The sequence below is a fragment of the Streptomyces sp. NPDC042371 genome, assembly GCF_056437465.1.
The window spans coordinates 89,213-110,699 of record NZ_JBWKAP010000018.1 but is presented as its reverse complement, the minus strand read 5'-3'; the positions used below and the strand labels follow the sequence as shown (position 1 = coordinate 110,699).

At 69.5% G+C, this 21,487-nt stretch carries 23 protein-coding genes; 14 read left to right on the top strand and 9 right to left on the bottom strand.

The features are described from left to right. Positions 1–39: 39 nt before the first annotated feature. The 5 genes from pgl to tkt are packed head-to-tail and all read right to left on the bottom strand — an operon-like array spanning position 40 to position 6,638. The gene (gene pgl / locus AC068B_RS36955; protein WP_359351043.1) at positions 40–819 is read right to left on the bottom strand and encodes a 6-phosphogluconolactonase; all 780 of its coding nucleotides are present in this window, start codon (positions 817–819) and stop codon (positions 40–42) included. Next, on the bottom strand, positions 816–1,871 hold the full coding sequence (opcA, locus tag AC068B_RS36950) for a glucose-6-phosphate dehydrogenase assembly protein OpcA (protein ID WP_478675861.1): 1,056 nt from the start codon (positions 1,869–1,871) through the stop codon (positions 816–818). Before opcA ends, pgl begins: the two co-directional genes overlap by 4 nt. Continuing rightward, on the bottom strand, positions 1,868–3,391 hold the full coding sequence (gene zwf / locus AC068B_RS36945; protein ID WP_478675860.1) for a glucose-6-phosphate dehydrogenase: 1,524 nt from the start codon (positions 3,389–3,391) through the stop codon (positions 1,868–1,870). Before zwf ends, opcA begins: the two co-directional genes overlap by 4 nt. 6 nt (positions 3,392–3,397) lie before the next feature. Further along, positions 3,398–4,516: a transaldolase gene (gene tal, locus AC068B_RS36940; RefSeq protein ID WP_478675859.1), complete on the bottom strand. Its 1,119-nt coding sequence runs from the start codon at positions 4,514–4,516 to the stop codon at positions 3,398–3,400. Between the two features lie 34 nt (positions 4,517–4,550). After that, positions 4,551–6,638: a transketolase gene (gene tkt, locus AC068B_RS36935; protein WP_478675858.1), complete on the bottom strand. Its 2,088-nt coding sequence runs from the start codon at positions 6,636–6,638 to the stop codon at positions 4,551–4,553. A 419-nt stretch (positions 6,639–7,057) separates the two neighbouring features. Here tkt and AC068B_RS36930 point away from each other — a divergent pair, with 419 nt between their 5' ends. The 3 genes from AC068B_RS36930 (at position 7,058) to AC068B_RS36920 (ending at position 9,692) form a co-directional block, all read left to right on the top strand. Further along, entirely contained in the window at positions 7,058–8,011 is a 954-nt protein-coding gene (locus AC068B_RS36930; RefSeq protein ID WP_478675886.1) for a heme o synthase, read from the top strand. A 103-nt stretch (positions 8,012–8,114) separates the two neighbouring features. Then, on the top strand, positions 8,115–8,462 hold the full coding sequence (locus AC068B_RS36925; protein ID WP_478675857.1) for a hypothetical protein: 348 nt from the start codon (positions 8,115–8,117) through the stop codon (positions 8,460–8,462). Positions 8,463–8,585: 123 nt separating this feature from the next. Beyond that, a complete protein-coding gene (locus AC068B_RS36920; RefSeq protein WP_356264210.1) occupies positions 8,586–9,692 on the top strand; it encodes an amidohydrolase family protein in 1,107 nt (368 codons plus the stop codon). Here the strand turns inward: AC068B_RS36920 and AC068B_RS36915 are convergent. The 3 genes from AC068B_RS36915 to AC068B_RS36905 all read right to left on the bottom strand — a co-directional run bounded on the left by AC068B_RS36915 (position 9,672) and on the right by AC068B_RS36905 (position 12,454). Then, on the bottom strand, positions 9,672–10,679 hold the full coding sequence (locus AC068B_RS36915; protein WP_478675856.1) for a COX15/CtaA family protein: 1,008 nt from the start codon (positions 10,677–10,679) through the stop codon (positions 9,672–9,674). The two genes, AC068B_RS36920 and AC068B_RS36915, sit on opposite strands and share 21 nt — an antisense overlap. 84 nt (positions 10,680–10,763) lie before the next feature. After that, complete coding sequence (locus AC068B_RS36910) at positions 10,764–11,534, bottom strand: ABC transporter permease (RefSeq protein WP_478675855.1); 771 nt, start codon at positions 11,532–11,534, stop codon at positions 10,764–10,766. Further along, positions 11,531–12,454: an ABC transporter ATP-binding protein gene (locus AC068B_RS36905; RefSeq protein ID WP_468560510.1), complete on the bottom strand. Its 924-nt coding sequence runs from the start codon at positions 12,452–12,454 to the stop codon at positions 11,531–11,533. The genes AC068B_RS36910 and AC068B_RS36905 overlap by 4 nt, the downstream gene beginning before the upstream one ends. Before the next feature lie 130 nt (positions 12,455–12,584). Between AC068B_RS36905 and AC068B_RS36900 the strand changes: the two genes are divergently transcribed. Beyond that, entirely contained in the window at positions 12,585–12,746 is a 162-nt protein-coding gene (locus AC068B_RS36900; protein ID WP_478675854.1) for a hypothetical protein, read from the top strand. Here AC068B_RS36900 and AC068B_RS36895 read toward each other — a convergent pair. After that, on the bottom strand, positions 12,743–13,534 hold the full coding sequence (locus tag AC068B_RS36895; protein WP_478675853.1) for an AAC(3) family N-acetyltransferase: 792 nt from the start codon (positions 13,532–13,534) through the stop codon (positions 12,743–12,745). The two genes, AC068B_RS36900 and AC068B_RS36895, sit on opposite strands and share 4 nt — an antisense overlap. 161 nt (positions 13,535–13,695) lie before the next feature. Here AC068B_RS36895 and AC068B_RS36890 point away from each other — a divergent pair, with 161 nt between their 5' ends. The 10 genes from AC068B_RS36890 (at position 13,696) to AC068B_RS36845 (ending at position 21,399) form a co-directional block, all read left to right on the top strand. Then, a complete protein-coding gene (locus AC068B_RS36890; protein WP_478675852.1) occupies positions 13,696–14,448 on the top strand; it encodes a helix-turn-helix transcriptional regulator in 753 nt (250 codons plus the stop codon). After that, the gene (sufB, locus tag AC068B_RS36885) at positions 14,445–15,866 is read left to right on the top strand and encodes a Fe-S cluster assembly protein SufB (RefSeq protein ID WP_468560518.1); all 1,422 of its coding nucleotides are present in this window, start codon (positions 14,445–14,447) and stop codon (positions 15,864–15,866) included. Before AC068B_RS36890 ends, sufB begins: the two co-directional genes overlap by 4 nt. A 60-nt stretch (positions 15,867–15,926) precedes the next feature. After that, on the top strand, positions 15,927–17,108 hold the full coding sequence (gene sufD, locus AC068B_RS36880; RefSeq protein ID WP_478675851.1) for a Fe-S cluster assembly protein SufD: 1,182 nt from the start codon (positions 15,927–15,929) through the stop codon (positions 17,106–17,108). After that, positions 17,105–17,449 (top strand): bifunctional 3-phenylpropionate/cinnamic acid dioxygenase ferredoxin subunit, encoded by a 345-nt coding sequence (locus AC068B_RS36875; RefSeq protein WP_055566801.1) that lies wholly within the window; start codon positions 17,105–17,107, stop codon positions 17,447–17,449. The genes sufD and AC068B_RS36875 overlap by 4 nt, the downstream gene beginning before the upstream one ends. A gap of 7 nt (positions 17,450–17,456) precedes the next feature. Continuing rightward, positions 17,457–18,221, top strand: a complete 765-nt coding sequence (gene sufC / locus AC068B_RS36870; RefSeq protein ID WP_055566802.1) for a Fe-S cluster assembly ATPase SufC — start codon at positions 17,457–17,459, stop codon at positions 18,219–18,221. After that, on the top strand, positions 18,218–19,486 hold the full coding sequence (locus AC068B_RS36865; RefSeq protein WP_268770541.1) for a cysteine desulfurase: 1,269 nt from the start codon (positions 18,218–18,220) through the stop codon (positions 19,484–19,486). Before sufC ends, AC068B_RS36865 begins: the two co-directional genes overlap by 4 nt. A 16-nt stretch (positions 19,487–19,502) precedes the next feature. Beyond that, on the top strand, positions 19,503–19,979 hold the full coding sequence (sufU, locus tag AC068B_RS36860) for a Fe-S cluster assembly sulfur transfer protein SufU (protein WP_356264238.1): 477 nt from the start codon (positions 19,503–19,505) through the stop codon (positions 19,977–19,979). Beyond that, positions 19,976–20,314, top strand: coding sequence for a metal-sulfur cluster assembly factor (locus AC068B_RS36855; protein WP_030358830.1), 339 nt, complete (start codon positions 19,976–19,978; stop codon positions 20,312–20,314). The genes sufU and AC068B_RS36855 overlap by 4 nt, the downstream gene beginning before the upstream one ends. A 204-nt stretch (positions 20,315–20,518) precedes the next feature. After that, a complete protein-coding gene (locus AC068B_RS36850; RefSeq protein ID WP_268770539.1) occupies positions 20,519–20,839 on the top strand; it encodes a DMT family transporter in 321 nt (106 codons plus the stop codon). Next, entirely contained in the window at positions 20,839–21,399 is a 561-nt protein-coding gene (locus tag AC068B_RS36845) for a TetR/AcrR family transcriptional regulator (RefSeq protein WP_478675850.1), read from the top strand. Before AC068B_RS36850 ends, AC068B_RS36845 begins: the two co-directional genes overlap by 1 nt. Positions 21,400–21,487: the final 88 nt, after the last annotated feature.

Genomic DNA, 21,487 nt, shown 5'->3' with positions numbered 1-21,487 from the left:
CCCGCACCGTCCGGTGCGGGGCCCTCAAGGTGTGCATGGCTATGCGACGGCCGGTGGATACAGCTCCGGGGGGAGCTGGGAGGCCGCCGCGGCGTCCAGGAGCCACAGCGTGCGCGAGCGGCCGTAGGCACCGGCCGCGGGGGCCTGCACCTCTCCGGCGCCCGACAGGGCGATGGCCGCGGCGTTCGCCTTGTCCTCGCCCGCCGCGAGCAGCCACACCTCGCGGGCCGCCCGGATCGCCGGGAGCGTGAGCGTGACGCGGGTCGGCGGGGGCTTCGGCGCGCCGTGCACGCCGACCACCGAGCGCTCCGTCTCGCGCACCGCGGGGAGCTCCGGGAAGAGCGACGCGACGTGCGTGTCCGGGCCGACGCCGAGCATCAGGACGTCGAAGGTCGGCACGGGGCCGTGGTCCTCCGGGCCCGCGGCCGCGGTGAGTTCGGCGGCGTAGATCTCCGCCGCCGCGTCCACCTCGTACGCGCCGTCCGACGCGGGCATCGGGTGCACCCGGGCCGGGTTGAGGGGCACCGAGTCGAGCAGCGCCTCCTTGGCCTGGGTGTAGTTGCGCTCCGGGTCGCCGTCCGGCAGGAAGCGCTCGTCGCCCCACCACAGGTCCAGACGCGACCAGTCGATCGCGTCCTTCGCGGGGGACGACGCCAGCGCGGCCAGCACGCCGTTGCCGTTGCGGCCGCCGGTGAGGACCACCGACGCGTGGCCGCGGGCGGCCTGCGCGTCGACGATCTTCGTGATGAGGCGGGCCGCCGCGGCCTGCGCCATCAGCTCCTTGTCGCGGTGGACGACGAGCTGCGGAGCCGCGGTCACTTCGCCGCCGCCTTCTTCGCCGCGGTCTTCTTGGCCGGGGCCTTCTTGGCGGGTTCCGACGTGGCCGCCGCGGACTTCGACTCCTCGGCGGGCTTCTCGTCGGCGAGGGACGCCGTCTGCTCCGCGGGCTCGCCCAGGCGGTCCACGCCGAACTTCAGCGCGGACGCATAGGTGTCGTCCGGGTCCAGACGCCGCAGCTCCTCGGCGATCAGCTCGGCCGTCTCGCGGCGCTTGAGTGCCACCGCACGGTCGGGCTGCCCCTGGATGGAGAGCGTGGCGAGCGCGCCGTCGGCCCGGTCGAGCACGATGGGACCACAGGTGGTCTCCAGGCGTACGCCGGTCAGACCGGGGCCCGCCGACAGCGTGCGCTGCACGGGGACGTCGAGGCGGTCCGCAAGCCACATGGCGAGCAGCTCGCAGCTCGGGTTGAACTCCTCGCCCTCCACCTGCACCGAGGTGACCTTGCAGGTGACCTGGTCGAGCGCGGCGGCCAGCATGGAGCGCCACGGGGTGATGCGGGTCCAGGACAGGTCCGTGTCGCCGGGGTGGTAGGCCTCGGCGCGCGCGGTCAGCTCGTGGATCGGCTGCTCCGCGGCGTACGTGTCCGTCACGCGGCGCTGGGCCAGGGCACCGAGCGGGTCCTTGGCGGGGTCCAGCGGGGCGTTCACCGGCCACCAGGCGACCACGGGGGCGTCGGGCAGCAGCAGCGGCAGGACGACGGACTGGGCGTGGTTGATGCCCTCGCCGTACAGCCGCAGGATCACCGTCTCGCCGGTGCCCGCGTCCGCGCCGACCCGGACCTCGGCGTCGAGGCGCGAGGTGGTGCGGTCGCGGGGCGAGCGGGCGGCGCGCTTGATGACCACGAGGGTGCGCGAGGGGTGCTCGCGGGACGCCTCGCTGGCCGCCTTCAGTGAGTCGTAGGCGTTCTCCTCGTCGGTGACGATGACGAGGGTGAGCACCATGCCGACGGCCGGGGTCCCGATCGCGCGGCGGCCCTGCACGAGCGCCTTGTTGATCTTGCTGGACGTGGTGTCCGTGAGGTCGATCTTCATGGCCGGCGCCAGCTCCGTCCGTCTCGTGCGAGCATTTCGTCCGCCTCGGCCGGGCCCCAGGTGCCGGACGCGTACTGCGCGGGCTTGCCGTGCTTGTCCCAGTACTCCTCGATCGGGTCGAGGATGTTCCAGGACAGCTCGACCTCCTCCGTGCGCGGGAAGAGGTTGGCGTCGCCGAGCAGGACGTCGAGGATCAGGCGCTCGTACGCCTCCGGGCTGGACTCGGTGAAGGACTCGCCGTACGCGAAGTCCATCGAGACGTCCCGGATCTCCATGGAGGTGCCGGGCACCTTCGAGCCGAACCGCACCGTGATGCCCTCGTCGGGCTGGACGCGGATGACGATCGCGTTCTGCCCGAGCTCCTCGGTGGCGGTGTGGTCGAAGGGGGAGTGGGGCGCGCGCTGGAAGACGACCGCGATCTCGGTGACGCGGCGGCCCAGGCGCTTGCCGGTGCGCAGGTAGAAGGGGACGCCCGCCCAGCGGCGGTTGTCCACCTCCAGCTTGATCGCGGCGTAGGTGTCGGTCTTCGACTTGGCGTCGATGCCGTCTTCCTGCAGATAGCCGACGACCTTCTCGCCGCCCTGCCAGCCCGCGGAGTACTGGCCGCGCACCGTGGCCTTGCCGAGGTCCTTCGGCAGCCGGACGGCGCCGAGGACCTTCGCCTTCTCCGCGACGAGCGCGTTGGCGTCGAAGGAGGCGGGCTCCTCCATCGCGGTCAGCGCCATCAGCTGGAGCAGGTGGTTCTGGATGACGTCACGGGCGGCGCCGATGCCGTCGTAGTAACCGGCGCGGCCGCCGATGCCGATGTCCTCGGCCATCGTGATCTGGACGTGGTCGACGTACGACCGGTTCCAGATCGGCTCGAACATCTGGTTGGCGAAGCGGAGCGCCAGGATGTTCTGGACGGTCTCCTTGCCGAGGTAGTGGTCGATCCGGAACACCTGGTCCGGCGCGAACACCTCGTGCACGATCGCGTTCAGGTCCTGCGCGGACGCCAGGTCGTGGCCGAACGGCTTCTCGATGACGGCGCGCCGCCAGGAGCCCTCGGGGGCGTCCGCCAGCTCGTGCTTCTTGAGCTGCTGGACGACCTGGGGGAAGAACTTCGGGGGCACGGACAGGTAGAAGGCGAAGTTGCCGCCCGTTCCCTGCGCCTTGTCCAGCTCCTGGATGGTGGCCTTGAGCTGCTCGAAGGCGTCGTCGTCGTCGAAGTTGCCCTGGACGAAGCGCATGCCCTGGATGAGCTGCTGCCAGACCTCCTCGCGGAAGGGCGTGCGCGCGTGCTGCTTGACGGCGTCGTGCACCTCCTGCGCGAAGTCCTCGTCCTGCCACTCGCGGCGGGCGAACCCGATGAGGGAGAAGCCCGGCGGCAACAGACCTCGGTTGGCGAGGTCGTAGACGGCAGGCATCAGCTTTTTGCGGGACAAATCGCCCGTGACGCCGAAGATGACCAGGCCCGACGGCCCCGCGATACGCGGGAGCCGTCGGTCTGCGGCGTCACGCAGCGGATTGCTGCTTGACAAGGTGGGTCAGCCCTTCGCGGGAGCGAGGCGCTGGAGCTCGGCCTCAGTCGACTTGAGCAGGTCGTTCCAGGACGCCGCGAACTTCTCGACGCCCTCGTCCTCGAGGAGCTGCACGACGTCGTCGTAGGCGATGCCGAGCTTCTCCACCGCGGCGATCTCCGCGCGCGACTGGTCGTACGTGCCCGCGATGGTGTTGCCGGTGACCTGACCGTGGTCGGCCGCGGCCTCCAGGGTCGCCTCCGGCATGGTGTTCACCGTGTTGGGCGCGACGAGGTCGTCGACGTACAGCGTGTCCTTGTACGCGGGGTCCTTGACGCCGGTCGAGGCCCACAGCGGACGCTGCTTGTTGGCCTGCGCCTTGTCCAGGGCGGCCCAGCGGTCGGAGGAGAAGACCTCCTCGTACGCCTCGTACGCCAGCCGCGCGTTGGCGAGCGCGGCCTTACCCTTGAGGGACTTGGCCTCGTCCGTGCCGATGCCGTCCAGGCGCTTGTCGATCTCGGTGTCCACGCGGGACACGAAGAAGGACGCCACCGAGTGGATCTTGGAGAGGTCCAGGCCGCGCTCCTTGGCCTTCTCCAGGCCGGCGAGGAAGGCGTCCATGACCGCGCGGTAGCGCTCCAGCGAGAAGATCAGCGTCACGTTGACGCTGATGCCGAGGCCGATGACCTCGGTGATCGCCGGGAGGCCCGCCTTGGTGGCCGGGATCTTGATGAGCGTGTTCGGCCGGTCCACCAGCCAGGCCAGCTGCTTGGCCTCGGCGACCGTGGCCGCCGTGTTGTGCGCCAGGCGCGGGTCGACCTCGATCGACACGCGGCCGTCCTGGCCGCCCGTCGAGTCGAAGACCGGACGCAGGATGTCGGCGGCGTCACGGACGTCCGCCGTCGTGATCATGCGGATGGCCTCTTCGACGGTGACCTTGCGGGCGGCGAGGTCGGCGAGCTGCTGCTCGTAACCGTCGCCCGACGAGATCGCCTTCTGGAAGATCGAGGGGTTGGTCGTGACGCCCACGACGTGCTGCTGGTCGATCAGCTCGGCGAGGTTGCCGGACGTGATCCGCTTGCGCGACAGGTCGTCCAGCCAGATCGCGACGCCTTCTTCGGAAAGGCGCTTGAGTGCGTCTGTCATGGAATTACATCTCCTACTTGGTCGTATATGAGCGTCAGCGCTGAGCGGCGGCGATCGATTCCCGCGCCGCCTGGGCCACCGCGTCCGCGGTGAACCCGAACTCGCGGAAGAGCACCTTGGCATCCGCGGAAGCACCGAAGTGCTCCAGCGAAACGATGCGACCGGCGTCACCGACGAAGCGGTGCCAGGTCAGGCCGATGCCCGCCTCGACCGCCACGCGCGCCTTCACCGACGGCGGCAGCACGCTCTCGCGGTACCCCTGCTCCTGCTCCTCGAACCACTCGACCGACGGCATCGAGACGACTCGCGTCGGGACGCCCGCGGCCTGCAGCTGCTCGCGCGCCTCGACGGCGAGCTGGACCTCGGAGCCGGTGCCGATGAGTACGACCTCGGGCTTGCCGCCCTCGGCCTCGAACAGGACGTAACCACCCTTGGCGGCGTCCTCGTTGCGCTCGTACGTGGGCACGCCCTGGCGGGTCAGCGCGAGGCCGTGCGGGGCGCCCTTGCCGAACTCCTTGGTGTAGCGCTTGAGGATCTCGCGCCACGCGATGACGGTCTCGTTCGCGTCGGCCGGGCGCACGACGTTCAGTCCCGGGATGGCGCGCAGCGAGGCCAGGTGCTCGACCGGCTGGTGGGTCGGGCCGTCCTCGCCGAGGCCGATCGAGTCGTGCGTCCACACGTACGTCACCGGCAGGTGCATCAGCGCGGACAGACGCACGGCGTTGCGCATGTAGTCGGAGAACACCAGGAAGGTGCCGCCGTAGATGCGGGTGTTGCCGTGCAGCGCGATGCCGTTCATCTCCGCGGCCATGGAGTGCTCGCGGATGCCGTAGTGGATCGTGCGGCCGTACGGGTCGGCCTCCGGCAGCGGGTTGCCCTTCGGCAGGAACGAGGAGTTCTTGTCGATGGTGGTGTTGTTGGAGCCCGCCAGGTCGGCGGAGCCGCCCCACAGCTCGGGGATGACCGCACCGAGCGCCTGCAGGACCTTGCCGGACGCGGCACGCGTGGCGAGCCCCTTGCCGGTCTCGAACTCCGGGAGCTTCTCCTCCCAGCCCTCGGGCAGCTCGCCCGCGGAGATGCGGTCGAACTCGGCCGCGCGCGCGGAGTCGGCGGTGCGCCAGGCGGCGAAGCCCTTCTCCCACTCGGCCTTGGCCTCGCGGCCGCGGTCGAGCGCCTTGCGGGCGTGCGCCAGGACCTCGTCGGAGACCTCGAAGTTCTGCTCCGGGTCGAAGCCGAGGACGCGCTTGGTGGCGGCCACTTCCTCGTCGCCGAGCGCCGAGCCGTGGGCGGCCTCGGTGTTCTGCGCGTTCGGGGCGGGCCAGGCGATGATCGAGCGCATCGCGATGAAGGAGGGGCGCTCGGTCTCGGCCTTGGCGGCCTGGATGGCGGCGTAGAGCGCGGCGGGGTCGAGGTCGCCGTCCTCCTTGGGCGCCACGCGCTGGACGTGCCAGCCGTACGCCTCGTACCGCTTGAGGGTGTCCTCGGAGACCGCGGTCTCGGTGTCGCCCTCGATCGAGATGTGGTTGTCGTCCCACAGCAGGACCAGGTTGCCGAGCTTCTGGTGCCCGGCCAGCGACGAGGCCTCGCCGGAGATGCCCTCCTGGAGGCAGCCGTCACCGGCGATGGCGTAGACGAAGTGGTCGAACGGCGACGAGCCGTCGGTCGTCTCCGGGTCGAACAGACCGCGCTCGTAGCGGGCGGCCATCGCCATGCCCACGGCGTTGGCAACGCCCTGGCCCAGCGGTCCCGTGGTCGTCTCCACGCCCACCGTGTGGCCGTACTCCGGGTGGCCCGGGGTCTTCGAACCCCAGGTGCGGAAGGCCTTCAGGTCATCCAGCTCCAGGCCGAAGCCGGCCAGGTACAGCTGGATGTAGAGGGTCAGGGACGAGTGGCCCGCAGAGAGGACGAACCGGTCGCGGCCGGTCCACTCGGCGTCCGCCGGGTCGTGGCGCATCACCTTCTGGAAGAGGGTGTACGCGGCGGGCGCGAGGCTCATGGCCGTACCGGGATGGCCGTTGCCGACCTTCTGTACGGAATCCATGGCCAGGACGCGGGCGGTGTCAACGGCCCGCTGGTCCAGTTCGGTCCACTCGAGGTCTGTGGTGGTCGGCTTGGTGCTCACCCTGAGTCAGGGCTCCTCTCCACATGTCGAATGCCGGCGATGCAGATCCCACCGGCCGATGTCGAGCCTACCGCTGCTAGAACGCTCATTTTTTCGAGTCATTCCAGACTGCAGTGACATGCGAGGATGCGCCTCCCGAAAGGAAAGCGCAGGCATTCCGCAAGTGAATACGGGCTCGCTCATATGTCCGCTCAAAAGGCCATAGGTATCGCCCATTTGTCCGCTCAATGAACGCACGGTTCCGCTCATGTGGCGACTCAAGTCGTCCCGGACGCCGTTCGACCGGCCGCCCAACACGAACCCACCCCCGCGAAGGGCGAGGTATGGGCAACGTCTACAGTGGCGTGGTACGCGCGGGCCTTTACCGGACCTTCATGTCTGAAGGTGCTGGTCGGCTCGCTGGGATGTCTCTGTCAGGGGTGTGCGTGACGGCCGTTGAATCCCGTCCAGCGGGGGTTTCCGGGACGGACCTTAGCCCGAGCCATCGGCCGTTCGGGGCTCGTGTCAAGGCGTTCGTGGCACTGACCAAGCCGCGGATCATCGAGCTTCTGCTCATCACCACCGTTCCGGTGATGTTCCTCGCCGAGCAAGGAGTGCCGGACCTGTGGCTGGTCTTCGTGACCTGCCTGGGCGGATACCTCTCCGCGGGGGGCGCGAACGCGCTCAACATGTACATCGACCGCGACATCGACGCGCTGATGGACCGCACGTCGCAGCGGCCACTGGTGACCGGCATGGTCAGTCCCCGCGAGTGCCTCGTCTTCGGCATCGCCCTCGCGGTCATCTCCACCTTGCTGTTCGGCTTCGCCGTCAACTGGCTCTCCGCGTGGCTCTCGCTCGGCGCACTGCTCTTCTACGTGGTCATCTACACGATGATCCTGAAGCGCCGGACCTCCCAGAACATCGTCTGGGGCGGCATCGCGGGCTGTCTGCCGGTCCTGATCGGCTGGTCCTCGGTCACCAACTCCATGTCGTGGGCGCCGATCGTCCTCTTCCTCGTCATGTTCTTCTGGACGCCGCCGCACTACTGGCCGCTCTCCATGAAGGTCAAGGACGACTACGCGCGCGTCGGCGTGCCGATGCTGCCGGTCGTCGCCTCCAACAAGGTGGTCGCCCGCCAGATCGTCCTCTACAGCTGGGTCATGGTCGCCGTCTCGCTGCTGCTGCAGCCGCTCGGCTACACCGGCTGGTTCTACACCGTGGTGGCGCTGGTGACCGGCGGCTACTGGCTGTGGGAGGCGCACGGGCTGCAGACCCGGGCCAAGGCGGAGGTCACGGGCGGCAAGCTCAAGGAGATGCGGCTCTTCCACTGGTCCATCACCTACGTCTCGCTGCTCTTCGTCGCCGTGGCGGTGGACCCCTTCCTGCGCTGAGGGTCCACGAACGAGGGCTTTGCCGACGGGCGGGGCACGTGGTGTTGCACGCCACGTGCCCCGCCCGTCGCCAGTTGATCTACCCGTCGGTAGCATCCTGCTCATGGCAGACACGCAGCAGGTGGACGACAGCAAGCAGGCCGTCAAGGCCGAGCGCAGGGCGGCCCGGCTCGCCAAGGAGATCGGCGCCTTCGCGCAGGCCCACGGCGGGGCCGAGGGACAGCTCGCGTACATCGGGCACGAGGGCACCCGGATCGTCCTCGTCGGCGAGGACGGTGGCTGGGGCGACCTGGTGGCGCCCACCTACGCCATCGCGCAGAGCGCGGTGGAAAAGGCCGGGATCACCGTGCACGAGGACTTCGCGGGGGAATTCGCCGCCAAGGTGAAGACCGGCCCCTACGAATGGAAGCGGATGGCGGGCATCCAGATCGGCGGCCCGAGCAACGGCTGACGGACCCGGCACCGGCCCGCGGCCCCCCGCAACGGCTCGCGCCGATAACCGCCGAAAGCAACACCTGACACCCGGTTCACCCGTTAGGACCGTAGAAGCACGGTCCATCTATCGGGAGCCCGGATGATCGAAACGCCGTCCCTGGTGGATCAGTACTGCCATGGCGTCCTCCGTACGGAGCTGGGCCTCGGCACCTTCGAGGCCCACCTCGGCCGGGGCGAGGGACCACCCGCCCCCGGCACCACCTTCTTCGACACCCAGACCGGCTTCGCGGTGCGCCGCTGGTGCCCGCCCCTGCTCGGCATCGAGCCGCACTGCCGACCGGCCCGCTATCTCGCCCGCCGCCGCGAACTGGGCGTTCTGGAATCGGGGCGGCGCCTCCTCCGAGGCAGCGGCATCACCACGTATCTCGTCGACACGGGGCTGCCCGGGGACCTGACCGGGCCCGGCGAGATGGCCTCCACCGGCGCCGCCGACGCCCGCGAGATCGTCCGCCTGGAATTACTGGCCGAGCAGGTCGCGGACACCTCGGGCACCGCCGACTCGTTCCTCGCCAACCTCGCGGAGTCCGTGCACGCGGCCGCCGTCGGAGCCGTCGCCTTCACCTCGGTCGCGGGCGTGCGGCACCCGCTCGCCCTCGCCCCGGAGCCGCCGGGGCCCGGCGAGGTGCGGGGCGCGGTGGGGCGCTGGCTCGCGGGGCGGCAGGTGGGCGGCGTGCTCACCGATCCCGTGCTGCTGCGGCACCTGCTGTGGATCGCGGTGGCCTCGGGCAGGCCGCTGCAACTGCACGCGGGGGCCGGGGACCCGCAGACGTACTTCGGGGAGTTCGCGCGGGCCACCGCCGGGCTCGGCACCGATCTGGTGCTGCTGCACGGCTATCCGTACCACCGCAGCGCCGCGCACCTCGCGGCCGTCTTCCCGCACGTGTACGCCGATCTGGGCCCCGCGCTCGTCCGCACCGGGGCCCGCGCGGCCGCCGTGCTCGCCGAGATCCTCGAACTGGCGCCCTTCGGCAAGCTGCTGTTCTCCAGCGGCGCCCACGGGCTGCCCGAACTGCACGTCGTCGGGGCCTCCCTCTTCAGGGAGGCACTCGGGCGGGTGCTCGGCACCTGGGTCGCGGAGGGCGCCTGGTCGCTCACCGACGCGCAGCGCGTGGCGGGGCTCATCGCCGCGGGCAACGCGCGGCGGGTGTACGGACTGCCGGGCGGGTCAGACGGCCGAGAGCCGTGAGTCGTCCGCCTGGGCGGGCAGGTCGGCCGTGGTGAGCGGCCGCTCCCGCAGCGAGAGCAGGACGCGCACCACGGCGATCCACACCACGCATGAGCCGAGCATGTGCAGCCCGACCAGGAGCTCCGGCAGGTCCGTGAAGTACTGGACGTAACCGATCGCGCCCTGCGACAGCAGGATCAGGAACAGCTGGCGGGTGCGGACCAGCGGGCCGGGCGGCGCGTCGACCGCCTTCAGGACGAACCACAGGGCGAACGTCAGCGTCACCACGATCCACGCGAGGACCGCATGGATCTTGCTGACCGTCTCCCAGTCGACGCCCATGCGCGGGACTTCGCTGGAGTCGCCCGCGTGCGGCCCGGAGCCCGTCACGACGGTGCCCACCACGATCAGCAGGGCCGAGACCCCGACCAGGAACCAGACGAGCTGCACCACGGCCTTGCCGACCAGCGGCCGCGGCTCGGCGTCGCCCTCACGGGTCCGCTGCCACATGATGACGGCGACCGCGATCAGGGCGGAGGAGAGCAGGAAGTGTGCCGCGACCGTGTACGGGTTCAGACCGACGAGGACGACGATGCCGCCGAGCACGGCATTGCCCATGACCAGCCAGAACTGCACCCAGCCGAGCCGGACGAGGCTGCGCCGCATCGGCTTCTGCGAGCGGGCCGCGATGATCGCCCAGCCGACGGCCGCGGACAGCACGTACGCCAGCATGCGGTTGCCGAACTCGATGGCTCCGTGGAAGCCCATCTCCTGCGTCGCGGTCAGCGAATCGTCCGTGCACTTGGGCCAGGTCGGGCAGCCGAGGCCCGATCCTGTCAGCCGGACGGCGCCGCCCGTCACCACGATGAGGACCGTCATGGCGAGGGAGATCAGGGCCGCCTGCTGGACGGTCCGCTGGGTGGGGGTCCAGCGCTCGGCGATGAAGGCGAGCGGGTTCCGCACGGCTTGAGCGATGTCGGCTCGGGTCACGTTTGGCACGCGCACCATCGTAGGGGGCCGCTTGTGCACGGCTTCACGAGGGGGACGTATGCGGTGCTTTTGTGACCGCGATTACTCCCGGCGGAAGAACTTCTACTCCCAGCGGAAGAACTTCGCCGCCGCGCCGAGCCCGAGCACCGACCACACCGCGAGGATGCCGAGGTCCTGCCACGGCATGCCCGCGCCGTGCTGCAGGACGTCGCGCAGGCCGTCCGAGAGCGCCGAGATGGGGAGCAGTCCGAGGAGCGTCTGCGCCGCGTCGGGGAACTTGTCGAGGGGGACGATCACGCCGCCGCCCATGAGCAGCAGCAGGAAGACGAGGTTCGCCGCGGCTAGCGTCGCCTCCGCCTTGAGCGTGCCCGCCATCAGCAGGCCGAGCCCGGAGAACGCCGCGGTGCCGAGCACCAGGAGCAGCAGCACGGCGAACGGGTTGCCGTGCGGCGACCAGCCGAGCGCGAACGCGATGACCGTGACGAGCACGATCTGCAGCACCTCGGTGACCAGCACCGAGAGTGTCTTCGCCGTCATCAGGCCCCAGCGCGGCAGCGGCGAGGCGCCGAGCCGCTTGAGCACCCCGTACCGGCGCTCGAAGCCCGTCGCGATGGCCTGCCCGGTGAACGCCGTCGACATCACGGCGAGCGCGAGGATGCCGGGCGCGAGGAAGTCCACGGCCTCGCCCTTGCCCGTGTCGACGATGTCGACCGCGCTGAAGAGGACGAGCAGCAGGGTCGGGATGATGACGGTGAGGAGCAGCTGCTCGCCGTTGCGCAGCAGCATCTTCGTCTCCAGGGCCGCCTGCGCCGCGATCATGCGGGGGAGCGGGGCGGCGCCCGGCTTCGGCGTGTACGTTCCGGCGGCGCTCATCCGCGCAGCTCCTTGCCTGTGAGCTCCAAGAAGACGTCTTCCAGGGTGTGGCGTTCGACCGAGATCCGGTCCGGCATGACCCCGTGCTGCGCGCACCACGAGGTGACCGTGGCGAGCAGCTGCGGGTCGACCGTGCCGCTCACGCGGTAGGCGCCCGGGGTCAGTTCGGCCGCGGCGGAGTCCGGGGGCAGGGCCTTGAGGAGCGAGCCGACGTCGAGGCCGGGGCGGCCGGTGAAGCGCAGGGTGTTCTCGGCGCCGCCGCGGCACAGCTCGTCGGGGCTGCCCTGGGCGATGACCTTGCCTGCGTCGACGATCGCGACGTCGTCGGAGAGCTCCTCGGCCTCGTCCATGTGGTGCGTGGTGAGGATGACGGAGACCCCGTCGCGGCGCAGGTCGCGCACGAGCTCCCAGGTCGCCCTGCGTGCCTGCGGGTCGAGGCCCGCGGTCGGCTCGTCGAGGAAGACCAGCTCGGGCCTGCCGACCACGGCCATGGCGAGCGCCAGGCGCTGCTGCTGGCCGCCGGAGAGCCGCCGGTAGGTGGTGCGGCCGCAGCTGCCGAGGCCGAGGCGTTCGATGAGCGCGTTCACGTCCAGCGGTTCGGCGTGCAGCTTGGCCACGTGGCGGAGCATCTCGTCGGCGCGGGCGCCGGAGTAGACGCCGCCGGACTGGAGCATCACGCCGACGCGGGGCCGCAGCGCGGCGGCCTCGCGGACCGGGTCAAGGCCGAGGACGCGCACGGTGCCGGAGTCCGGCTTCCGGTAGCCCTCGCAGGTCTCGATCGTGGTGGTCTTGCCCGCGCCGTTGGGGCCGAGGACGGCGGTGATACCGGCTCCGGCGCTCAGGTCGAGACCGTCCACCGCGGTCTTGGGTCCGTACCGCTTGACCAGATTCTCGATCTGGACGACGGGCTCGTTTCGCATGGTGAGCCAGTCTAGGTACGGGCCCGAGGTCCCGGACGCGCGGGGCGGCGGTCCCCTTCCCAGGGGCCTTTTCCGTCCGTACGCGCACGAATCGGGACCTAGCGTCGATGCGTGACCCTGCGTGGCGGACATGGCGCTGTTCGCCCTTGCGATCCTCGACGGCGGCGCGGGCTCGGCCGATTTTGGGCGCAATCTCCTCTTCACGGTGCCCGCGAACGTGGTCGGCGGCGGGCTGCTCGTGGCCGGTTCGTACTGGTTCATGGGGCGGCCCGAGCGCGAGGAGGACCTCTAGGCGGGCGGCGCCAGCCACCGCTCGGCGTACGCGACGGCGTCGGCCACCGGGAACAGCCGCGCGTCGGCGGCGCCCACGCGTCCTCGTACGACCTCCGTGTCCCGCTCGAAGTCCGCGCCGAGTTCCTCGAAGCGGTCACTGGGGGACGCGGGCTCCCGGACGGTCGTCCACTGGCGTCCCCGGGGCGTCATGACCGCGAAGGAGTTCTCGGTCTCGGGGCCCGGGATCCGGTACTGGGCCAGGTGGAAGGCGGTGCAGGAGTCGTAGCCCGCGCCGAGCAGCAGGACCCGGGCGCCCGCCTTCTCCAGGTGTGCCAGCGGGCTGCGCTCGCCGAAGCTGGAGGCGCGGGCGTGCCCGGTGGTGATCGTGGCGGCGGCGGGGCCGAGCGCCGCGAAGGACGCGTGCGGGTGGGTGCTGCGCAGGGCGCCAGGCCAGGTGCGCACGGCTTCGGGGACGACGCCGACGCCGAAGGAGGGCGAGGTCAGCGGGTCGTACGCGGGCATCGACGCGCGCAGGACCGGCCACCATTCCTCGGGCACGGGCGGGTTCTGCCACACCGAGGGCTCGGAGTTGTCACCGGTGTGGGTGGGGACCACCAGCGTGCCGTCGGGGCCCAGCGCGTCGAGGAGCGCCTGGACGAGTGCGACCACTCCGCCGCTGACCCACCCGAGCGAGCTGAGCGAGGTGTGCGCGAGGAGCGTCTCGCCGGGGCGCACGCCGAGCTTCAAAAGCTCGTCCCCGAGTGACTCGCGGGTGCACAAAGGGCCGGTCGGAGGGGGTGTCGGCATGGTCAGGGAGTCTCCCCGAAGAGCCCCGCCCGCGCCACCGAATTGATCGATCAGTGATCGTTTCCGCAGGTCAGCTTAGGTATGCCTAAGTGATGCAGCGCACCGTTCGGTGATCAAGGCGTGGGTTGTCAGGCTCTGAGGAATTACGCAACAATGGCGTTGTGAAAAACGTTGGCGAGGCTCCGCAGGAGGAACTCGCGGCTGGGTCGCGCTCGGACCGCTCGACGCGCAACCGGGTCGCGCGGTCCATCCTGGATCACGGCCCGTCCACCGTCGCCGATCTCGCGAAGCGCCTCGGCCTCACCCAGGCGGCCGTCCGCAGGCACCTCGACGCCCTCGCGCACGAGAACGTCGTCGAGCCCCGCGAGCAGCGGGTGTACGGCGCACGGACCCGGGGCCGCCCCGCCAAGGTCTTCGCACTGACCGACTGCGGGCGCGACGCCTTCGACCAGTCGTACGACAAGCTGGCCGCGGACGCGCTCCGGTGGATCGCCGAGCACCACGGCGAAGGGGCCGTCGTCGATTTCGCCCGGGCGAGGATCGTCGCCCAGGCCGAGACGTACAAGCAGGCGATGAACGCCGCGCCCCCCGAACGGCGCACCGAGGCTCTGGCGAAGGCGTTGACCGCAGACGGGTACGCTGCTACGGCGCGCAGCGCACCGGTCGGCGAACAGCTCTGCCAGCACCACTGCCCGGTCGCCCATGTCGCCGAAAAGTTTCCGCAGCTCTGCGAGGCGGAGACGGAGATGTTCTCCGAGCTCCTCGGCACGCATGTGCAGCGCCTCGCCACCATCGCCCACGGAGACGGCGTCTGCACGACGTTCATTCCGCGCAGCGGCGGCAGCGGCAGCAGCAGTACCAAACGGACCACCACACCAGCATCAGCAAGCACGGCCGGGAGGAACCCCGCATGACGCTCCCCACGGAGACTGCCCACCCCGAACTCGAGGGTCTGGGCACGTACGAATACGGCTGGGCCGACTCGGACGTGGCCGGTGCCTCAGCCAAGCGCGGCATCAACGAGGACGTCGTCAAGGACATCTCGGCCAAGAAGTCCGAGCCCGAGTGGATGACGAAGCTGCGCCTCAAGGGCCTGCGCCTGTTCGACAAGAAGCCCATGCCGAACTGGGGCTCGGACCTGTCGGGCATCGACTTCGACAACATCAAGTACTTCGTGCGGTCCACGGAGAAGCAGGCACAGTCCTGGGAGGACCTGCCCGAGGACATCAAGAGCACGTACGACAAGCTCGGCATCCCCGAGGCGGAGAAGCAGCGCCTCGTCGCCGGTGTCGCGGCCCAGTACGAGTCCGAGGTCGTCTACCACCAGATCCGCGAGGACCTGGAGGAGCAGGGCGTCATCTTCATGGACACCGACACGGCGCTGAAGGAGCACCCGGAGCTCTTCAAGGAGTACTTCGGGACCGTCATCCCCGTCGGTGACAACAAGTTCGCCTCGCTGAACACGGCCGTGTGGTCCGGCGGCTCGTTCATCTACGTCCCCAAGGGCGTGCACGTCGAGATCCCGCTCCAGGCCTACTTCCGCATCAACACGGAGAACATGGGTCAGTTCGAGCGGACCCTGATCATCGTCGACGAGGACGCCTACGTTCACTACGTCGAGGGCTGCACCGCGCCGATCTACAAGTCGGACTCGCTGCACTCCGCCGTGGTCGAGATCATCGTGAAGAAGGGCGGCCGCTGCCGCTACACGACGATCCAGAACTGGTCGAACAACGTCTACAACCTGGTCACCAAGCGCGCCGTGGCGTACGAGGGCGCGACCATGGAGTGGATCGACGGCAACATCGGCTCCAAGGTGACGATGAAGTACCCCGCCGTCTACCTCATGGGCGAGCACGCCAAGGGCGAGACCCTGTCCATCGCCTTCGCGGGCGAGGGCCAGCACCAGGACGCCGGCTCCAAGATGGTCCACATGGCGCCGAACACCTCCTCCAACATCGTCTCCAAGTCGGTGGCGCGCGGCGGCGGTCGTACGTCGTACCGCGGCCTCGTCGAGATCGGTGAGGGCGCCGCCGGATCGAAGTCGAACGTGCTCTGCGACGCGCTGCTCGTCGACACGATCTCGCGCTCGGACACCTACCCCTACGTCGACGTCCGCGAGGACGACGTCTCCATGGGCCACGAGGCGACCGTCTCCAAGGTCTCCGACGACCAGCTCTTCTACCTGATGAGCCGCGGCATGACCGAGTTCGAGGCCATGGCGATGATCGTGCGCGGCTTCGTCGAGCCGATCGCCAAGGAGCTGCCCATGGAGTACGCCCTGGAGCTGAACCGGCTGATCGAGCTGCAGATGGAGGGTTCGGTCGGTTAAGACCGTTCCTCTTTAGCAGCGACTGACTTCTTGACCCAGAGAGAGAGCACGACGACAGCCATGGCTGAGGCTCAGAACATCCCGGTGGGAAGCACCACCGCCGGATCGATCGCGGTGGCCGCCGAGTCCACCGTCGCGACCCGCATGAGCGCGCCCCCGTCCTTCGACGTGGACAGCTTCCCGGTGCCGCACGGCCGCGAGGAGGAGTGGCGGTTCACGCCGCTGGAGCGCCTGCGCGGGCTGCACGACGGCAGCGCGGTCGCCGACGGCGGCATCCGCGTAGAGGTGAGCGCCCCCGAGGGCGTCACCCAGGAGACCGTCGGCCGGGACGACGCGCGCGTCGGCAAGGCGGGCAAGCCCGTCGACCGCATCGCCGCGCAGGCCTACTCCTCCTTCGAGAAGGCCTCGATCGTCACCGTCCCCAAGGAGACGGTGCTCACCGAGCCGATCCGGATCGCCGTGCACGGCGAGGGCGGCACCGCCTTCGCGCACCAGGTCATCGAGCTCGGCGCGTTCGCCGAGGCGCTGGTCGTCATCGACCACACCGGTGACGCCGTGCTCGCCGCCAACGTCGACTTCGTCGTCGGCGACGGCGCCAAGCTCACCGTCGTCTCCGTCCAGGACTGGGACGACAAGGCGGTGCACGTCGCCCAGCACAACGCGCTGGTCGGCCGCGACGCCACCTTCAAGTCCGTGGTCGTCACCTTCGGCGGCGACCTGGTCCGTCTGCACCCCCGCGTCAACTACGCGGGCACCGGTGGCGAGGCCGAGCTCTTCGGCCTCTACATCACCGACGCGGGCCAGCACCAGGAGCACCGCCTCCTGGTCGACCACAACACCCCGCACTGCAAGTCGAACGTCGTCTACAAGGGCGCGCTCCAGGGCGACAACGCGCACGCGGTGTGGATCGGTGACGTCCTCATCGAGGCCGCCGCCGAGGGCACGGACACGTACGAGATGAACCGCAACCTGGTTCTGACCGACGGCGCCCGGGTCGACTCGGTGCCGAACCTCGAGATCGAGACCGGCGAGATCGTCGGCGCGGGCCACGCCTCGGCGACCGGCCGCTTCGACGACGAGCAGCTCTTCTACCTGCAGTCGCGCGGTATCCCGGAGGAGGAGGCCCGCCGCCTCGTCGTCCGGGGCTTCTTCGCCGAGCTGGTCCAGCAGATCGGCCTGCCCGACGTCGAGGAGCGCCTCATCGCGAAGATCGAAGAGGAGCTGGAGGCGACCGTCGCATGAGCCTCGACCAAGCCCGCTTCGTTCGGGCCTGCGGACTGAGCGAGCTGGAGGAGGACACCCCGAAGCGGGTGGAACTCGACGGCACGCCGGTCTCGGTCGTCCACACCGAGGGCGAGGTGTACGCGATTCACGACATCTGCTCGCACGCGAACGTCTCCCTCTCCGAGGGCGAGGTGGAGGACTGTCAGATCGAGTGCTGGCTGCACGGCTCCAGCTTCGACCTCCGCACCGGCAAGCCGTCCGGCCTTCCCGCGACGCGCCCCGTCCCCGTATACCCCGTAAAGATCGAAGGGGGCGATGTACTCGTTGACGTACACGCCTCCCTTTCCCAGGAGTCCTGAGGCACCCATGGCAACGCTTGAAATCAAGGACCTGCACGTCACCGTCGAGGCCGACAACGCCACGAAGGAGATCCTCAAGGGCGTCGACCTGACCGTGAAGCAGGGCGAGACCCACGCCATCATGGGCCCGAACGGCTCCGGCAAGTCGACGCTCGCCTACTCGGTCGCGGGTCACCCCAAGTACACGATCACCCAGGGCAGCGTGACCCTCGACGGCGAGGACGTCCTGGAGATGTCCGTCGACGAGCGCGCCCGCGCCGGCATGTTCCTGGCCATGCAGTACCCGGTCGAGGTCCCCGGCGTCTCGGTCTCCAACTTCCTGCGTACGTCGGCGACGGCGATCCGCGGCGAGGCCCCCAAGCTGCGCACCTGGGTGAAGGAGGTCAAGTCCGCGATGGAGCAGCTCCAGATGGACCCGGCCTTCGCCGAGCGCAACGTGAACGAGGGCTTCTCCGGCGGTGAGAAGAAGCGCCACGAGATCCTGCAGATGGAGCTCCTCAAGCCGAAGATCGCGATCCTCGACGAGACGGACTCCGGTCTGGACGTCGACGCGCTGCGCCAGGTCTCGGACGGCGTCAACCGCGTCCGCGAGACGGGCGAGGTCGGCACCCTCCTCATCACGCACTACACGCGCATCCTGCGCTACATCAAGCCCGACTTCGTGCACGTCTTCGCGAACGGCCGCATCGCCGAGTCCGGCGGCGCCGAGCTCGCCGACAAGCTGGAGGCCGAGGGCTACGAGGCCTACACGAAGGGTGGCGCATCCGCGTGACAGTGGCCCACCAGGGGCTCTCCGGCCTCCTCGACACCGAGGCGATCCGCAAGGACTTCCCGATCCTGGATCGCACGATCCACGACGGCAAGAAGCTCGTGTACCTGGACAACGCGGCGACCTCGCAGACGCCGCGCCAGGTGCTCGACGTGCTGAACGAGTACTACGAGCAGCACAACGCCAACGTTCACCGCGGCGTGCACGTCCTCGCCGAGGAGGCCACGGCGCTGTACGAGGGCGCCCGTGACAAGGTCGCGGAGTTCATCAACGCGCCCAGTCGCGACGAGGTGATCTTCACCAAGAACGCGTCCGAGTCGCTCAACCTCGTGGCGAACATGCTGGGCTGGGCCGACGAGCCCTACCGCGTGGACCACGAGACCGAGATCGTCATCACGGAGATGGAGCACCACTCCAACATCGTCCCGTGGCAGCTGCTCTCGCAGCGCACCGGCGCGAAGCTGAAGTGGTTCGGCCTCACCGACGACGGCCGCCTCGACCTGTCCAACATCGAAGAGGTCATCACGGAGAAGACCAAGATCGTCTCCTTCGTGCTCGTCTCCAACATCCTGGGCACGCACAACCCGGTCGAGGCCATCGTGCGCCGCGCCCAGGAGGTCGGGGCGCTCGTCCTGATCGACGCCTCGCAGGCCGCCCCGCACATGCCGCTGGACGTGCAGGCGCTGCAGGCCGACTTCGTGGCCTTCACCGGCCACAAGATGTGCGGCCCGACGGGCATCGGTGTCCTGTGGGGACGGCAGGAGCTCCTTGAGGACCTCCCGCCCTTCCTCGGCGGCGGCGAGATGATCGAGACCGTGTCGATGAACTCGTCGACGTACGCGCCGGCGCCGCACAAGTTCGAGGCGGGCACGCCGCCGGTCTCCCAGGCCGTGGGCCTTGGTGCGGCCGTGGACTACCTGTCGGCCATCGGCATGGACAAGATCGCCGCGCACGAGCACGCGATCACCGAGTACGCGGTCAAGCGCCTCCTCGAAGTCCCGGACCTGCGCATCATCGGTCCGACGACGGCGGAGGAGCGCGGCGCCGCGATCTCCTTCACGCTCGGCGACATCCACCCGCACGACGTGGGCCAGGTCCTCGACGAGCAGGGCATCGCGGTCCGCGTGGGTCACCACTGCGCGCGCCCCGTCTGCCTCCGCTACGGAATTCCTGCGACCACGCGAGCGTCGTTCTATCTGTACTCCACGCCCGGCGAGATCGACGCTCTCGTCGACGGCCTGGAGCACGTACGGAACTTCTTCGGCTGAGGGGCTGGCTGGGAACGTGAAGCTGGATTCGATGTACCAGGAAGTCATCCTGGACCACTACAAGCACCCGCACGGGCGTGGTCTGCGCGATGGCGACGCCGAGGTGCACCACGTCAATCCGACGTGCGGCGACGAGATCACGCTGCGCGTGAAGTACGACGGGTCGACGATCGCCGACGTGTCGTACGAGGGCCAGGGCTGCTCCATCAGCCAGGCCAGCGCGTCCGTCCTGAACGACCTCCTGGTCGGCAAGGAACTGGAGGAGGCGCAGCAGATCCAGGCCACGTTCCTGGAGCTGATGCAGTCCAAGGGCAAGCTGGAGCCGGACGACTCGATGGAGGAGATCCTGGAGGACGCCGTCGCGTTCGCCGGTGTCTCCAAGTACCCGGCACGTGTGAAGTGTGCTCTGCTGAGCTGGATGGCGTGGAAGGACGCGACGGCCCAGGCGCTGGGCACCGACGCCGCCGACGTCGCTGAGAGGAAGACCGCATGAGCGAGAACGAGACCCTGACCACGAAGCCCGCTTCCGAGGAAGAGGTCCGCGAGGCGCTGTACGACGTCGTCGACCCCGAGCTGGGCATCGACGTCGTCAACCTCGGCCTGATCTACGGCGTGCACATCGACGACGCGAACATCGCCACGATCGACATGACGCTGACGTCCGCGGCCTGCCCGCTGACCGACGTCATCGAGGACCAGGCGAAGTCCGCGACGGAGGGCATCGTCAACGAGCTCCGGATCAACTGGGTCTGGATGCCGCCGTGGGGCCCCGACAAGATCACGGACGATGGCCGTGAGCAGCTTCGGGCGCTCGGGTTCAACGTCTGAGCGACGCCTTGCGAAGCCCCTCGGAGGATTCTCCGGGGGGCTTCGTCGTGTTCGCTCACGCCGCCGAGTGCAGGGTGTGCGCCAGGCCCTCCCTGCGGATGCGGCGGTCGATGTAGAGCAGGGCTTGGGTGCCGAGCACTCTGACCGGTGATTACCACCCACTTTTGTGTACGCCTGTACGCATCGATATGTACACTCGTACGCATGGGATACGCACTGCTGGCCGCGGCCATCGCGGCGGAGGTGGCCGGGACGACGGCCATGAAGTACAGCGAGGGGTTCAGCAGGCTGGTCCCCTCGCTGATCACGGTCGCGGGCTACCTGCTCGCCTTCACGCTGCTCGCGCAGACCCTGAAGACCCTGTCCGTGGGCACCGCGTATGCGATCTGGGCCGGTATCGGCACTGCCGCCGTGGCCGCCATCGGCATGATCTTCCTGGGGGAGTCGGCCAACATGGTCAAGGTCGCGGGCATCGCGCTCGTCATCGCGGGCGTCGTCGTCCTCAACCTGGGAGGGGCCCACTGATGGTCCGTCGCTACGATCCCGAGCGCCGCCAGCGCATCATCGACGCCGCGATCCGCGTCGTCGGGGCGAAGGGCATCGGCGGGCTCAGCCACCGCTCGGTCGCCGCCGAGGCCGACGTGCCGCTCGGCTCGACGACGTACCACTTCAAGACCCTCGACGAGTTGATGGTCGCCGCGCTCCGGCAGAGCAACGAGGGCTTCGCCAAGGTGATGGCCGCCAGCGAGGTGTTCGAGGACCCGGCGGCCGACCTCGCCGCCGGGCTCGCCAGGCTCCTGGGCGAGTGGTTCGCGGGGGAGCGGTCCGGGGTCGAGCTGGAGTACGAGCTCTATCTCGCCGCCCTGCGCAGGCCCGCGCTGCGGCCGGTTGCCGCCGAGTGGTGCCAGGGGCTCGCCGACGTCCTGGTACTGCGGACCGACCCGGTCACCGCGCGCGCCCTCGTCGCCCTCATGGACGGCATCAGCCTGCAGGTGCTGCTCACCGGGGGCGAGTACGAGGAGGAGTACGCGCGGGACATGCTCGACCGGCTGCTCGTGCACCCCCGACAGGGGGCGAGGGCCTGATGGGGCGCCGTGGTCCGGGATATGGGGAGCGGTTCCTGATCTCTCTGGCGTTGGTCGCGGTCAGCTTGCTGTGGATGACACGGGACAT